Annotated in this window: 10 protein-coding genes and 2 tRNA genes; 7 read left to right on the top strand and 5 right to left on the bottom strand. The window is 65.6% G+C overall.

The genetic code is table 11. The features are described 5' to 3' along the window. Positions 1 to 99 precede the first annotated feature (99 nt). From AC24R4_RS25695 to pgi, 6 genes are all read left to right on the top strand, one after another. On the top strand, positions 100 to 1,071 hold the full coding sequence (locus AC24R4_RS25695) for a TRAP transporter substrate-binding protein (RefSeq protein ID WP_153948165.1): 972 nt from the start codon (positions 100 to 102) through the stop codon (positions 1,069 to 1,071). Positions 1,072 to 1,196: 125 nt separating this feature from the next. After that, positions 1,197 to 1,748: a TRAP transporter small permease subunit gene (locus tag AC24R4_RS25700; protein WP_400393636.1), complete on the top strand. Its 552-nt coding sequence runs from the start codon at positions 1,197 to 1,199 to the stop codon at positions 1,746 to 1,748. Next, the gene (locus AC24R4_RS25705; RefSeq protein ID WP_400393634.1) at positions 1,748 to 3,058 is read left to right on the top strand and encodes a TRAP transporter large permease; all 1,311 of its coding nucleotides are present in this window, start codon (positions 1,748 to 1,750) and stop codon (positions 3,056 to 3,058) included. The genes AC24R4_RS25700 and AC24R4_RS25705 overlap by 1 nt, the downstream gene beginning before the upstream one ends. Before the next feature lie 55 nt (positions 3,059 to 3,113). Further along, positions 3,114 to 4,745, top strand: coding sequence for an NAD(P)H-hydrate dehydratase (locus AC24R4_RS25710; RefSeq protein ID WP_487523836.1), 1,632 nt, complete (start codon positions 3,114 to 3,116; stop codon positions 4,743 to 4,745). Beyond that, positions 4,742 to 5,689 carry a DMT family transporter gene (locus AC24R4_RS25715; RefSeq protein WP_400396313.1) on the top strand — a complete coding sequence of 316 codons (948 nt, stop codon included), beginning with the start codon at positions 4,742 to 4,744 and terminating at the stop codon, positions 5,687 to 5,689. The genes AC24R4_RS25710 and AC24R4_RS25715 overlap by 4 nt, the downstream gene beginning before the upstream one ends. A gap of 297 nt (positions 5,690 to 5,986) precedes the next feature. Further along, on the top strand, positions 5,987 to 7,615 hold the full coding sequence (gene pgi / locus AC24R4_RS25720) for a glucose-6-phosphate isomerase (protein WP_400396188.1): 1,629 nt from the start codon (positions 5,987 to 5,989) through the stop codon (positions 7,613 to 7,615). Between the two features lie 51 nt (positions 7,616 to 7,666). Here pgi and AC24R4_RS25725 read toward each other — a convergent pair whose 3' ends face one another. After that, entirely contained in the window at positions 7,667 to 8,365 is a 699-nt protein-coding gene (locus AC24R4_RS25725) for an ABC transporter ATP-binding protein (protein WP_153948159.1), read from the bottom strand. 10 nt (positions 8,366 to 8,375) lie between these two features. Here AC24R4_RS25725 and AC24R4_RS25730 point away from each other — a divergent pair, with 10 nt between their 5' ends. Next, on the top strand, positions 8,376 to 9,059 hold the full coding sequence (locus AC24R4_RS25730; protein WP_487523837.1) for an arylesterase: 684 nt from the start codon (positions 8,376 to 8,378) through the stop codon (positions 9,057 to 9,059). Between the two features lie 89 nt (positions 9,060 to 9,148). Here the strand turns inward: AC24R4_RS25730 and AC24R4_RS25735 are convergent, their stop codons facing one another. The 4 genes from AC24R4_RS25735 to lon form a co-directional block, all read right to left on the bottom strand. Continuing rightward, the gene (locus tag AC24R4_RS25735; protein ID WP_487523838.1) at positions 9,149 to 11,095 is read right to left on the bottom strand and encodes a SurA N-terminal domain-containing protein; all 1,947 of its coding nucleotides are present in this window, start codon (positions 11,093 to 11,095) and stop codon (positions 9,149 to 9,151) included. A 215-nt stretch (positions 11,096 to 11,310) separates the two neighbouring features. Then, positions 11,311 to 11,387: transfer RNA gene (locus tag AC24R4_RS25740), tRNA-Asp, on the bottom strand. A 43-nt stretch (positions 11,388 to 11,430) separates the two neighbouring features. Further along, positions 11,431 to 11,506: transfer RNA gene (locus AC24R4_RS25745), tRNA-Val, on the bottom strand. A gap of 225 nt (positions 11,507 to 11,731) precedes the next feature. Further along, a complete protein-coding gene (lon, locus tag AC24R4_RS25750; protein ID WP_400394315.1) occupies positions 11,732 to 14,143 on the bottom strand; it encodes an endopeptidase La in 2,412 nt (803 codons plus the stop codon). Positions 14,144 to 14,281 lie beyond the last annotated feature (138 nt).

Raw genomic sequence — 14,281 nt, forward strand, 5'->3', positions numbered from 1 at the left:
ATGTCTCAGACATTGAGGCCCAGTGCGGCGGCAGTTCCAGGTAGTTCCAAACCCGCGCAGCCGGGCAGGCGCCCGAGCGCAACACCAGGAGAGATCGAGATGCGAGTCAAGGCAATGGCAGTCGCGGCGGCAGCACTGCTGCTGGCCGCCACGGCGGCACGGGCGGATACCAAGTGGGACCTGCCAACCGGATACCCGGCCACCAACCTGCACACCGAAAACCTGCAGCAGATGGCCAACGACGTGGAAAAGGCCACGGGCGGCAAGCTCAAGATCGTCATCCATCCGAACGGCTCGCTGCTCAAGGCCAACGAGATCAAGCGCGGGGTGCAGACGGGCCAGGTGCAGATGGGCGAGATCCTGATGTCGCTGCTGGCCAACGAAAATCCCGTGTTCGGCGTCGATGCGGTGCCATTCCTGGCCACCAGCTACGCCGATTCGTACCGGCTCTGGCAGGCCTCGAAGCCGGTCACCGACAAGGTGCTCGACCGCCAGGGCATGAAGCTGCTCTACGCGGTGGCCTGGCCGCCGCAGGGCATCTACGCGAACAAGCCGATCAACAGCGCCGCCGACATGAAGGGCCTGAAATGGCGCGCCTACAACCCGGCCACCTCCAAGATCGCCGAACTCGTCAGCGCCCAGCCCGTGACGATCCAGGCCGCCGACCTGGCCCAGGCGCTGGCCACGGGCACGGTCAACTCGTTCATGTCGTCGGGCGCCACCGGCGTGGACACCAAGGTCTGGGAATCGGTCAAGTACTTCTACACCGTCGATGCCTGGCTGCCCAAGAACATGCTGGTGGTCAGCAAGAAGGCGTTCAACGCGCTGGACAAGCCCACCCAGGACGCCCTGCTCAAGGCCGTGGCCGACGCCGAGAAGCGCGGCTGGCAGGTCTCGGAACAGAAGACCAAGGAATACCTGGGCACACTGTCGAAGAACGGCATGACCGTGGCCCCGCCGTCGCCCCAGCTCAAGGCCGACATGCAGAAGGTGGGCGAAGTCATGGTGGGCGAATGGGCCAAAAGCGCCGGCGACGACGGCAAGGCCATCCTCGACGCCTATCGCAAATAAGGCAGCCGACCACCGCTTGAACGCCCGCCACGCGTTTTGTTCCACCGGCACGGCGCGCATGCCCCAGGGCATCGCGCCGGGCTTGTTCCATGCTGTCCGCAGTATTACCGGTAGCCTGTTATCTCATGGAAGCCCCCCACATCAAGAAGCGATGGCTCGACCATCTGCTTGACGCGTTTGCCGTCCTCGGCGCGCTTTGCATCCTTGCGGTCTGCATCATGATGATCGCGATGTCGATCTCGCGCGAGACCCTGTTCGTGCTCAAGGGCGGCGACGACATCGTCGCCTGGCTGTGCGCGGCCTCCGCCTTTCTGATCCTTGGCCAGACCTTCCAGCACGGCGGCATCGTGCGCGTGGAGATGCTGCTCGATGCGGTCGGCCCCCGCCGCCGCTGGCCGCTGGAGGTGGTATCGCTCACGATCTGCCTGGTGTTCGCCGGCTATGCCGCGTGGGCACTTGGCACGTTCGCCTGGCAAAGCTGGGACATCAACGATGTCTCGCAAGGCCAGATCGTGATCCCGCTCTGGATTCCGCAGAGCTTTGCCGTGCTCGGCGCCATCGGCTTCCTGCTGGCCGTGGCCGACGAATGGCAGCGCGTGGTGCGCCGGCAGAAGCCGCGCTATCAGCTGGCGCAGGAAGCCAAGCTGGCCGCCGGCGATTTCGGGGAGACCGTCTGATGAGCACCGTACTCGTTGCACTGGTCCTGTTGCTGGTCATGATGGTCTTCCTGGCCATTGGCGCCTGGATCCCCGTCGCCATCGCCGTCACGTCATGGGTGGGTCTGGTGATCTTCTCCGACCACGACGCGCTGGTGAACCTGGCCAACGCGTGGTGGTCGTCCAGCGCCTCGTATACGCTGGCGTCGCTGCCGCTGTTCGTGTGGATGGGCGAAATCCTGTTCCGCACCAAGCTGTCCGAGCAGATGTTCAACGGCCTGTCGCCGTGGCTGAACTGGCTGCCGGGGCGTCTCATGCACGTCAACATCCTGGGCTGCGGCATCTTCGGGTCGGTCTCGGGCTCGTCGGCCGCCACCTGCGCCACGATCGCCAAGTCCGCCCTGCCCGAACTGACCCGGCGCGGCTACGACGAACGCGTCACGCTGGGGTCGCTGTCGTGCGCGGGCACGCTGGGCATTCTGATACCCCCGTCGATCACGATGGTCGTGTATGCGGTATCGGCCGATGTGTCGATCATCCGCGTGTTCCTGGCGGGCTTCCTGCCCGGGCTGCTGCTGATGCTGCTGTTCTCGGGCTATATCGTGGTCTGGGCGCTGATGAATCCAAACCGGACCCCGCCGGCCGAGACCTTCGGCTGGGGCGCCCGCCTGGCCTCGATCCGGCAACTGATGCCCTGCATCATCCTGATCGCGTTCATCACCTGGATCATGATGGCCGGCTACTCCACCGCCACCGAGGCGGCCGCGTACGGCGTGGTGGCATCGCTGGGCCTGGCCTGGGCGGGCGGATCGCTGACGCGCAAGGCATTCTGGGAAAGCCTGATGTCGGCCACCCGCCTGACCGCGATGATCATGTTCGTACTGGGCGCCACGTCGTTCCTGTCGGTCACCATGAGCTTCACGGGCATTCCGCGCGCACTGGCCGAATGGGTAGCCGCACTGCACCTGTCGCCGTGGGCGCTGATCGCGGTGCTGACCGTGATCTACATCCTGCTGGGTACGGCGCTGGACGGCATCTCGATGATCGCGCTGACCACGGCCACGGTGCTGCCGATGGTGCAGGCGGCCGGGTTCGATCTGGTATGGTTTGGCATCTTCATCGTGCTGCTGGTGGAAATCGCCGAGGTGACGCCGCCCGTGGGCTTCAACCTCTTCGTGCTCCAGAGCATGACCGGCAAGGACAGCAACTATATCGCGCGCGTGTCGCTGCCGTTCTTCATGATGATGGTCGTTGCCATCGGCATCATCACGGTGTGGCCCACCGTGGTCACCTGGCTGCCCGACGTGGTGATGGCGAAGGAGCTCAAGTAAGCTCCGGAAACCCGCAGTCGTCCACAGGAACCCCACCCGGATGCGTGAGCCCGACATGAATACCGACGTCACCGCTTCCTCCCTGTCCGCCACCCAGCCGGGCACGCCGGCCGAGACCGCCGCCGCGCCCGCCTGGATGCCGCTCGACGCGGCCGGGGACGATCCGACCCCGCTCTACGACGTGGCGGCGATCCGCCGGGTCGAACAGGCGGGGCTGGACGCCACGGCGCCCTTCACGCTGATGTCGCGCGCCGGCGCCGCCGCGGCAGACTGGATCCACCACCATGTGCCCAGTGGCCGCATCCTGTTCCTGGCCGGCCGCGGCAATAACGGCGGCGATGCGCTGGCGGCCGCCACGCGCCTGCATCAGGCCGGGCGCCTGGTCGAAGCGTGGCTGATCGCCGAAGCAGATCAGTTGCCGGCCGATGCCGCGCGCGCCTGGTTCGACGCCCGCGCCGCCGGCGTGCCGCTGCTGGCCACGCATCCCGACCCCGATGCGGCCTTGCCGCCCTGGCCGACGGGCTGCGTCGCGGTCGTCGACGGCTTGCTTGGCATCGGTCTGAACCGTGCCGCCGATGGCGATATGGCACGCTGGATTGCGCATCTGAATGCGTCGCACCTGCCGGTGTATGCGCTCGACATCCCGAGCGGGCTCTTTGCCGATACGGGCGCCGGGCAGCCGGCCGTGCGGGCGCGCCGCACGCTGACGTTCCTGGCCGCCAAACCGGGCCTGCTGACGCTGGATGGCCGCGACTGCGCAGGCGCCATCGACATCGCCCCGCTGGGTCTGGACTATCCGCCCGCCGAGCGGCCGGTTGCCATCGTCAACCAGCCCGGCGCGTTCCTGCATGCCCTGCCGCGCCGCGACCACGCCGCGAACAAGGGCCGCTTCGGCAGCCTGGCCGTGATCGGCGGCAACCATGGCATGACCGGCGCACCGCTGCTGGGCGCGCGCGCCGCGCTGCATCTTGGAGCGGGCCGCGTGCACGTGGGCTTCCTGGCCCAGCCGGCACCGGCCATCGATCCGGTTCACCCGGAACTGATGCTGCATCAGGTGAGCGAACTGTCGCTCGACGCGATGTCGGCTTTCGTGGTCGGCCCCGGCATGGGCAGTGGCACCGCAGCGCGCAAGCAACTGGTCAAGCTGATCGACTTCTGTGCCAATGCGGAGCCGCCGCTGCCGCTGGTGCTCGACGCCGATGCCCTGAACCTGCTGGCGGCTGACGAAGCCCTGAAGCAGTCGCTGATCGACAGCGGGCTGGACTACGTGATGACGCCGCACCCGCTCGAAGCCGCGCGCCTGCTGGGCAGCCATGTGGCCGACGTGCAGCGCGACCGCCTGGCTGCGGCGCACGCACTGGCCACCCGCTGGCAAGCCACGGTCGTACTGAAGGGGTCCGGCACGGTCATCGCAACGGCCGAGAGCGCGCCCGCCACCATCAATCCCACCGGCAATGCCGGGTTGTCCACGGCCGGCACCGGCGATGTGCTGGCCGGCATGATCGGCGCGTTGCTGGCGCAAGGCGTACCGATGCTGGCCGCCGCACGTGCCGGGGTATGGATTCACGGGCGCGCCGCCGATCGGCTGGTGGACGCCGGCACGGGTCCCGCCGGCCTGACCGCGAGCGAGCTCTACCTGCCCGCACGGGCCATCTTCAACGCGTTGCTGCAAGGCGGCGCGGCATGACCCAGGTTGGCACACTGGCCGGCGGCGAAAATGGCGATGGCGTGCGGCGGCGCCTGCTGACCGGCATCGCCCTGCTCGTTATCGGGCAATGGATCCTCAGCCTGCTCGACGCCACGGGCAAGACGCTGACACAGCAGGGCCTGCCCGTGGTGGCCGTGGCGTGGGTCCGGTATCTGGGCCACGTCGTGGCGATCTTCCTGCTGATCGGGCCGGCGCGCTGGCAACGGCAGTCGCGCCCTGCCGCGCCGCGCCTCCAGTGGCTGCGCGGCGCGCTGATGCTGGCCTCGACGCTGGTGTTCTTCAGCGTGCTGAAGCTGATGCCGCTGGCCACCGCCACCGCGCTGAACTTCTGTGCGCCGCTGATCGTCGTGGCGTTGTCGCCGTGGCTGCTGGGCGAGCGCCCGGGCGTCCATGCGCGGTGGACGCGCTGGATCGGCGTCGGCATCGGCTTCGCCGGCATGCTGGTGGTGGTGCGCCCCGGCGGCGAACTCGATGCCGTGGGCGTGGGGCTGGGCCTGCTGTCGGCCCTGCTGTTTGCGCTGCTGCAGATGCTGACGCGCCGCATCGCCGCGCATGACGCGCCCATGACAACGCTGATCCAGAGCGGCGTGACGGGTGCCGCGCTGACCACGCTGCTGGTGCCGTTCTTCTGGTTCGCGTCCGTGCCGACGCTGACGCAAGCGGCGCTCCTGCTGTCGGCCGGCCTCACCGGGTCGCTTGGACACTACTTTGTGATCCGCGCATTCCAGTATGCCGACGCGTCGTTCCTGAGCCCGTTCCTGTATCTGCAGATCTTTTCCGCCACCGTGGTCGGATACTTCGCATTCGGCCACCTGCCGGACTGGACCACCGCCCTGGGCATCGCCGTGATCTGCGCCGGGGGCCTGTGCGTGGCAGGCGGCGAACCCGTGCTGCGCCGGGTGGCCGCGCGGCTGCGCCGCTAGTCGCCCCGTCGCCCCGTCGCCCAGTGGCCCCAGCCTGCCGCCGACGGCGGCGAACGCGCGCTGGCGCACATACCCCCGTTACGGCCCACCACCACTGGGCAGCCCCGCGCACAAAGCCGGCCCCACGTCGGACAACGCCCGATACGGCCGGAGCGCCTCGACTGTTAAGGTTTTGCCGATGCCGCAAGTGGCGTTACGTTTTGCTGCTACTTTCGGCTTTTGACATCACATCGGAGCGATATACTTGCGCTCAGGCCCGTTACGGCGGGCCAATGCCCGAGAATTCCAGAACACCCCATGCCGACTGAACTCCACGCCTGGACTGCCCTGCGCCACCACTACGATGCCATCCGCCACACGCCGATGCAGCAGTGGTTCGCCGAGGCCGAAGCCGCCCGCCGCGTCGAGGACTTCTCGCTGGAAGCCGCCGGCCTGTACCTCGACTTCTCGAAGAACCGCATCACGTTCGAGACCTTTGCCCTGCTCATGAAGCTGGCCGAGGAAGCGGGCGTGGCCCAGCGCCGCGACGCCATGTTCGCCGGCGAGCATATCAATACGACGGAAGACCGCGCCGCGCTGCACGTGGCGTTGCGCGCCTTGCCCGACGCCCCGTTCAAGGTGGACGGGTCATCGGTCATGCCCGGCATCAACGACGTGCTGGGCCGCATGCGCGATTTCGCCGCCCGCGTGCGCACCGGCGGCTGGACCGGATTCAACGGCCAGACCATCACCGACATCGTCAACATCGGCATCGGCGGTTCGGACCTCGGGCCGCGCATGGTGTGCCGTGCCCTGGCCCACCTGGCGGACCCGCAAGGGCCCCGCATGCATTTCGTGTCCAATGTCGACGGAACCGAACTGGCCGAGACGCTGGTACGGCTGGACCCGGCACGCACGCTCGTCATCGTGTGCTCGAAGACGTTCACCACGCTGGAAACCATGGCCAACGCGTGCAGCATGCGCGACTGGTTCCTGCGCCACGGCGTGGCCGAGAACCAGTTGGCACGCCATTTCGTTGCCGTGTCCACCAACCGCGAAGCCGTGGTCAAGTTCGGGATCGACCCGGCCAACATGTTCGAATTCTGGGACTGGATCGGCGGCCGTTTCTCGCTCTGGTCGTCGGTTGGCCTGTCGATTGCACTGGCCGTGGGCTTCGACGCATTCGAAGACCTGCTGCTCGGTGGCCGGGCCATGGACGATCATTTCCGCACGGCGCCGCTGGCCCGCAACATGCCCGTGGTCATGGGCATGCTGGGCATCTGGTATCGCAATTTCTTTGGAATGCCGACCAGCTGCATGGCGCCGTATTCCACGTCGCTCGAACTGTTTCCTGCCTTCCTGCAGCAACTGGAGATGGAGAGCAACGGCAAGTCGGTGCAACTGAACGGCGACCCGGTCCACGCGGAAACATCGCCAGTCGTATGGGGTACGGCGGGTACCAACGGCCAGCATGCCTACTTCCAGATGATCCACCAGGGCTCGCAGATCGTGCCCGTGGACTTCGTGGCGCCGCTGGTGCCGCCGCGCGACTTGCCCGGCCATCACGCCAAGCTGCTGGCCAACTGCTTTGCCCAGGCCGAGGCGTTGATGCGCGGCCGTGGCGCCGATGAACTGCGCGCCGCCGGTGTCACCGACGAGGCGCGCATCCCGCATATGGTCTTCGAGGGCAACCGCCCCAGCAATACGCTGCTGATGGAAGACCTGACGCCCCACGTGCTGGGCGCACTGATCGCCCTCTACGAGCACCGCACCTTCGTGCAGGGCGTGGTGTGGAACATCAATTCGTTCGACCAGTGGGGCGTGGAACTGGGCAAGATCCTGGCGCGGCCGATCGAGCAGGAGCTGACGGGGCAAGGCACGGCCACGCATGATGCGTCGACCGCTGCGCTGATCGCCCGCGCACGCGGCGTGCTCGGGCGCGGCTGAGGCGGGCGGCGGGATCGCTGCCTTCGCAGCCCTTTCCTCGCCGGTACCCGCCTAGATTTCCGTACCCATCAGCTCGTCGCTGGCCACCCGGCCGGCATCGATCGTCAGGACGCGCCCGCAACGCGCGGCCACCGAGCGGTCGTGCGTCACCAGTACCAGCGTGGATCCGGCATCGCGATTGAGTTCGAACATCAGCGCGATCACGGCTTCGCCGGTGGCGGTGTCCAGGCTGCCGGTGGGCTCGTCGGCAAACAGGATGTCCGGACGTGCCACGAAGGCCCGGGCCAGCGCCACGCGCTGCTGCTCGCCACCCGACAGCGTGCGCGGATAGTGCGTCAGGCGCTTGCCCAATCCCACACGCTCGAGCATTTCCGTGGCACGCTCGCGTACGCGCGCGGTTTCTCCGCGCAGCTCCAGCGGCAGCATCACGTTTTCCAGCGCGGTAAGGTGCCCGACAAGCTGGAACGACTGGAACACAAAGCCGACATGGCGCCCGCGCAGCGCGGCGCGCTGGTCTTCGTCGAGCTGGAAGATATCCTGCCCGTGCAGGCGAACCGATCCGTTGCTGGGCAGGTCAAGCCCGGCCAGCAGGCCGAGCAGCGTGGATTTGCCCGACCCCGAAGCGCCGACGATGGCCAGCGTTTCGCCGGCCGTGACGGAAAACGAGACGTCGTGCAGAATCGTCAGCGAACCCGTCGTGTCGGCTACGGTCTTTCCGAGTGACTCGACAGCAAGAATGGAAGAGGACATGCGCGAGAGGATGGCAAACGTTGGTCGCCGGCGGATGCTGGCAGGTTGTAGTGCGACAGCGGTCGCCCTGTTCGGTTCACTGCTGACGCCGCCCGCCATGGCGCAGGGCTCGGCCACTGCATCGGCCGGGCCCGCGCTGCTGGTGCTGGGAGACAGCCTGTCGGCCGAATATGGCATTGCACGCGGCACGGGCTGGGCAAACCTGCTGCAGGAACGCCTGCGCCGCGAGCGGTTCGATTATAGCGTCGTGAATGCCAGCATCAGCGGCGAGACCACGGTCGGCGGCAAGACCCGGCTTCCGGACCTGCTCAAGCGGCACAAGCCCGCCATCGTGATCGTGGAACTGGGCGCCAACGACGCACTGCGCGGCCTGTCGCTGCCATCGACCGAAGCCAACCTGCGCAGCATCATCGGCGATGCCCAGAAGGCCGGCGCGCAGGTGGTGCTGGTGGGCATGCGTATCCCCCCGAACTACGGGGCCGACTACACCGAACGGTTCTTCGGACTCTTTCCGAAGCTTGCCGGGGAATACCGGACCCAGCTGGTACCGTTCCTACTCGACAAGGTGTTGACACGCCCGGAGTGGTTTCAGGAGGACCGGATTCATCCGACATCGGCCGCCCAGCCCGCGTTGCTCGACACGGTCTGGCCCGCGCTGAAGCCGCTGCTGAAGGCGCCTGCCAAACGCCGCTGAGCCTGCGCCGGGCGACCCCGGCAGAAAAGAAAAAGCCCCTGCGGTGTGACCTGCAGGGGCTTTTTGCCATCCGGCGTCCCGACACCGTATCAGTGCGCGGCGGCTTCGCTGGCCGGGGCCAGGTCCTCGGACTTCACCGGATGCAGAATCTTGACCTTCGCCTTGGCCTTCAGGGCGTCATAGTAGGCCGCCAGTTCGGTCTGGCCAGCGAGCTGGCTCAGCTGCTGCGCATCGGCCTGGCGCTGCGCGGCATTGGCTTCGGTCGGCGTGCTGACCTTGCTGATGCGATAGATCGCATAGCCGTCCGCACCCAGATCCACACCGACCACCGACGGCAGCTTGGTGGCGTCGGCACGCATGATGGCATCGACGGCCTTCGGCGACAGGTTGTCGGCCTTGGCGCGCGACACCGTAACCGTCGGACCGAACCCGCTGGCGCTGTCGGCCTTCTGCAGCGCCTCGAGCTTGGCCTCGCCGTCCTTGCGGGCCAGTTCGGCGGCCTGCTGCGCAACATATGCCTGGCGCACCTGGGCTTCCACGTCCTCGAACTTGCGCGCGGTCGCCGGGCGGTAGTCGACGATACGCGCCGCCACCAGCGTCGTCGGGCCCACCTGGATGGCCTCGGTATTGCGCTTGTTCTTGATCGTGTCGTCGCTGAACAGGGCCTTCAGAACCTTGTCGTTGTTGAGCGGACTGTCCTTGCCCAGGGCCGGATTCGGCTGACGCGTGACATTGTCGGCGGTCTGGATCGTCAGCTTGAACTTGTCGGCCGCCGGCTTCAGGCTGTCGGACTGCTCGTAGACCGTGTTGCCGAAGGCGTCCGCCTGCTCGGTGTACTTCTTGCTGGCCAACTGCTTCTTCAGCTCGGCCTCGAGTTCCGGACGCACTTCGTCCAGGGGCTGGGTTGCAGCAGGCTTGATGCCGGTCAGCTTGATAATGTGGTAGCCGTAGTCGGTCTCCACGAGATCGCTGATCTGCCCGTCCTTGAGCGCGTACATCGCGTCCTCGAACGGCTTGACCAGTGCACCGCGCCCCATGAACCCGAGGTCGCCGCCCTTCTCTGCCGAGCCCGGGTCCTGCGAGTTCTTCTTCGCCACGTCCGCGAACGTTTCAGGGTGCTTGCGCACGTCGTCCAGCAGCTTCTGGGCCTTGTCCTTGGCAGCCTTGCGATCCGCGTCCTTGGCGTCCTTCGGAACCGTGATCAGGATATGGCTGGCGCGACGCTGCTCTTCCGTGCGGAAACGCTGGGCATTGCTGTCGTAGTAGGACTTCAGCTCTTCCGGCGTCACGGCCTGGCTGGCTGCCATGGCATCGCCGGACAGCACCACGTACTCCACCTTGGCCTGCTCGGGCGTGGTGTAGGCCGACAGATGCGACTCGTAATAGGCCTTCAGCGCGGCGGCATCGGGCGTCACCTTCGCAGTGAAATCAGCGGGCTTGATCAGCAGGGCCTGCACGTCGCGCTGCTGGTCGCGGATGGCGATCAGTCGATCGAGCAGCGACTTCGGCACGAAAGCGGTGGTGCCCACCGCGCCGCCCAGTTGCTGCGTCGCCATTTCGAAGCGCATGCGGGCGTCGAGCTGTTCAGGCGTCATGCCCTGCTGGGCCAGCAGCTGGATATAGGCTTTTTCGTCGAGCTTGCCGTCCGGACTGCGCAGCTGCGCGATCGCCGGAATGGATTCGATGGCCTGGCGCAGTTGCTCGTTCGACACCGTCAGATTCTTCTTGGCCGTGGCGTCGGCCACCACGCGCTGCAAAATCAACTGGTCCAGCACCGACTGGCGTGCCGCGGCGCTCTCGAACATGCGCGGGTCGTAGTTGCTGCCAAGCATCTGGCGCATGCGCTCGGTCTGGTCACGCACCACGTTGTCGACTTCCTGCACGGTGATGGTACGGCCATCGACCTTGGCGGCGTCATGCGAGCTGTCCATGAAGCGCGAGTAGCTCTCGACACCGAAGAACACGAACGACGGGAAGACAAGCACCAGCAGCAGCAAAAGCATCAGGCGCCGGTTGTTGCGTACGAAATCAAGCATGCTTTTCGGGTGAAAGGGTTGGGGCCTTTGGGCCGACAGTCAAACTTCGCGATTCTATCAGGAGCGGGACGCCAGACCTGCGGAATATGTGGCGCGGAGTGCGTTTGCGTCAGGATGCCTGCACGTTCGCGCCCACGAACTGGAACGCCCGCTGCGCGAATCACGCGGATCAGAATATGCAAAAACAAAAAGCCCGCGGATGCGGGCTTTTATGTTGGCGGAGTGGACGGGACTCGAACCCGCGACCCCCGGCGTGACAGGCCGGTATTCTAACCGACTGAACTACCACTCCTTGCGTCGGTGCTCCTGCAAGACCTGTGCGCTGCGATCCAGTGTGGTGGGTGCTGAGGGGTTCGAACCCCCGACCTACGCCTTGTAAGGGCGCCGCTCTACCAGCTGAGCTAAGCACCCACATGGACCACGCAAGCCAGTTGCCTGCAAGGTAACTCTCGCTGCGCACGATTCGGCGGTTGCTGCTTCGTTGCCGCTGTTTGCGTTGCGAGGCCGCGATTGTAATACGAGACTTTTCCATTTGCCAAGCGTTGATTGCACGATTCTCATGCATCACGCCGGCCACGCAAACAAAAAGCCGCGGGCGCAAACCCGCGGCTTTTGGCGTTTCAACGATGGCGTCGATCAGTGATGAATGCGCTCGACCTTGGCCTCGCCCTTGTCCGCCACTTCGGAAGGCTTGGCATCTTCCTCGGGCAGCGCCTCGGGCTTGCGCTCGAGTGCCATCTCCAGCACCTTGTCGATCCAGCGCACGGGCACGATCTCGATGGCGTTCTTGACGTTGTCGGGGATGTCCGCCAGGTCCTTCACGTTTTCCTCGGGGATCAGCGCCAGCTTGATACCGCCACGGTGGGCAGCCAGCAGCTTTTCCTTGAGGCCACCGATCGGCAGCACTTCGCCGCGCAGCGTGATCTCGCCGGTCATCGCCACATCGGCACGCACGGGAATCCCCGTCAGCACCGACACCAGCACGGTGGTCATCGCGATACCTGCCGACGGACCATCCTTGGGCGTGGCGCCTTCGGGCACGTGGATGTGGATGTCGCGCTTCTCGAACATCTCATCGGCAATACCCAGGCGACGTGCCCGCGAACGCACCACCGACCGCGCGGCCTCGACCGACTCCTTCATCACGTCGCCCAGCGAGCCGGTACGCGAGATGTTGCCCTTGCCCGGCATGATCGCGGCTTCGATGGTCAGCAGATCGCCGCCCACTTCCGTCCACGCCAGACCGGTCACCTGGCCCACCTGGTTTTCCTTGTTGGCCAGGCCGAAGTCGTACTTGCGCACCCCGAGGAATTTGTCGAGGTTCTCGGAATCCACCTTGACCGCGTTCGACTCCTTCTTCAGCAGCAGCAGCTTGACCACCTTGCGGGCAATCTTCGACACCTCGCGTTCCAGCGAACGGACGCCCGCTTCACGCGTGTAGTAGCGAATGATGTCGCGGATGGCCGCTTCGGTGACGTCGATCTCGCCCTGCTTCAGACCGTTGTTGCGGATCTGTTTCGGCAGCAGGTAGCGCGTGGCGATATTCACCTTCTCGTCCTCGGTGTAACCCGAGAGACGGATGACTTCCATCCGGTCCAGCAGCGGCGGCGGAATGTTCAGCGAGTTCGACGTCGCCACGAACATCACGTCCGACAGGTCGAAGTCCACTTCGATGTAGTGGTCCTGGAACGTGTGGTTCTGTTCCGGATCCAGCACTTCGAGCAGGGCCGACGACGGGTCGCCACGGAAGTCCATGCCCATCTTGTCGATCTCGTCGAGCAGGAAGAGCGGATTGCGCACGCCAACCTTCGACAGGCTCTGCAGGATCTTGCCCGGCATCGACCCGATGTAGGTACGGCGGTGACCGCGAATCTCGGCCTCGTCACGCACGCCACCCAGCGCCATGCGCACGAACTTGCGGTTCGTGGCGCGTGCCACCGACTGGCCCAGCGACGTCTTGCCCACGCCGGGAGGCCCGACCAGGCACAGGATCGGCGCCTTGACCTTGTCCACGCGCTGTTGCACGGCAAGATACTCAAGGATGCGTTCCTTGACCTTCTCGAGACCGTAGTGGTCTTCGTCCAGCACGCGCTCGGCGTTGGCCAGGTCGTTATTGACCTTGCTCTTCTTGCGCCACGGCAGGTTGACCAGCGTGTCGATGTAGTTGCGCACGACGGTCGCCTCGGCCGACATCGGCGACATCAGCTTGAGCTTCTTGAACTCGGCGTCGGCCTTCTTCTTGGCCTCCTTGGGCATGCGTGCGGCCTTGATGCGCTTGTCCAGCTCTTCAAGGTCTGCACCTTCCTCGCCCTCGCCCAGTTCCTTCTGGATGGCCTTGACCTGCTCGTTCAGGTAGTACTCGCGCTGAGACTTTTCCATCTGGCGCTTGACGCGGCCACGGATGCGCTTTTCCACCTGCAGGATGTCGATCTCGCCCTCGAGCTGCGACAGCAGGCTCTCCAGGCGTTCCGTCACCTTCACCATTTCCAGGATCTTCTGCTTCTGCTCGAGCTTGATCGGCAGATGCGCGGCAATGGTGTCGGCCAGGCGGCCGGCCTCGTCGATGCCCGACAGCGACGTCAGGATCTCCGGCGGGATCTTCTTGTTGAGCTTTACGTACTGGTCGAACTGCGACACGATCGCGCGGCGCAGGGCCTCGGTCTCGGCCGATTCAGCCGGTGCGGGCGGCACAGGCACGGCTTCGCACATGAAGTGCGAATCGTCCTCGCTCACCTCGGTGATGTTTGCACGTTGCGTACCCTCGACCAGCACCTTTACGGTACCGTCGGGCAGCTTCAGCATTTGCAGGATATTGGCGATGCAGCCAACCTCGTAGAGGTCTTCGGCTGTCGGTTCGTCTTTGGCGGCCGTCTTCTGTGCCACGAGCATGATGCTCTTGCCCGACTCCATCGCAGTCTCGAGCGCCTTGATGGACTTCGGGCGTCCCACGAACAGTGGGATCACCATGTGCGGAAACACCACCACGTCGCGCAGCGGCAACAGTGGCAGGCGAATCGGCTCAGCCGGGAGGAGTTGTGTTCCGGACATCATTTTCCCCAGTCAGTCATTTAAGGCGTAAATAGGGTCTCGGGATTCGATTGCAAGATACCCATCATCAATTCCCGGCACTTAAAAAACGTGCCGCAAACTGCACCCGGGACCCACTCTGAAACAGCATACCCGCGT

It is taken from the genome of Cupriavidus sp. CER-90, from assembly GCF_057652055.1.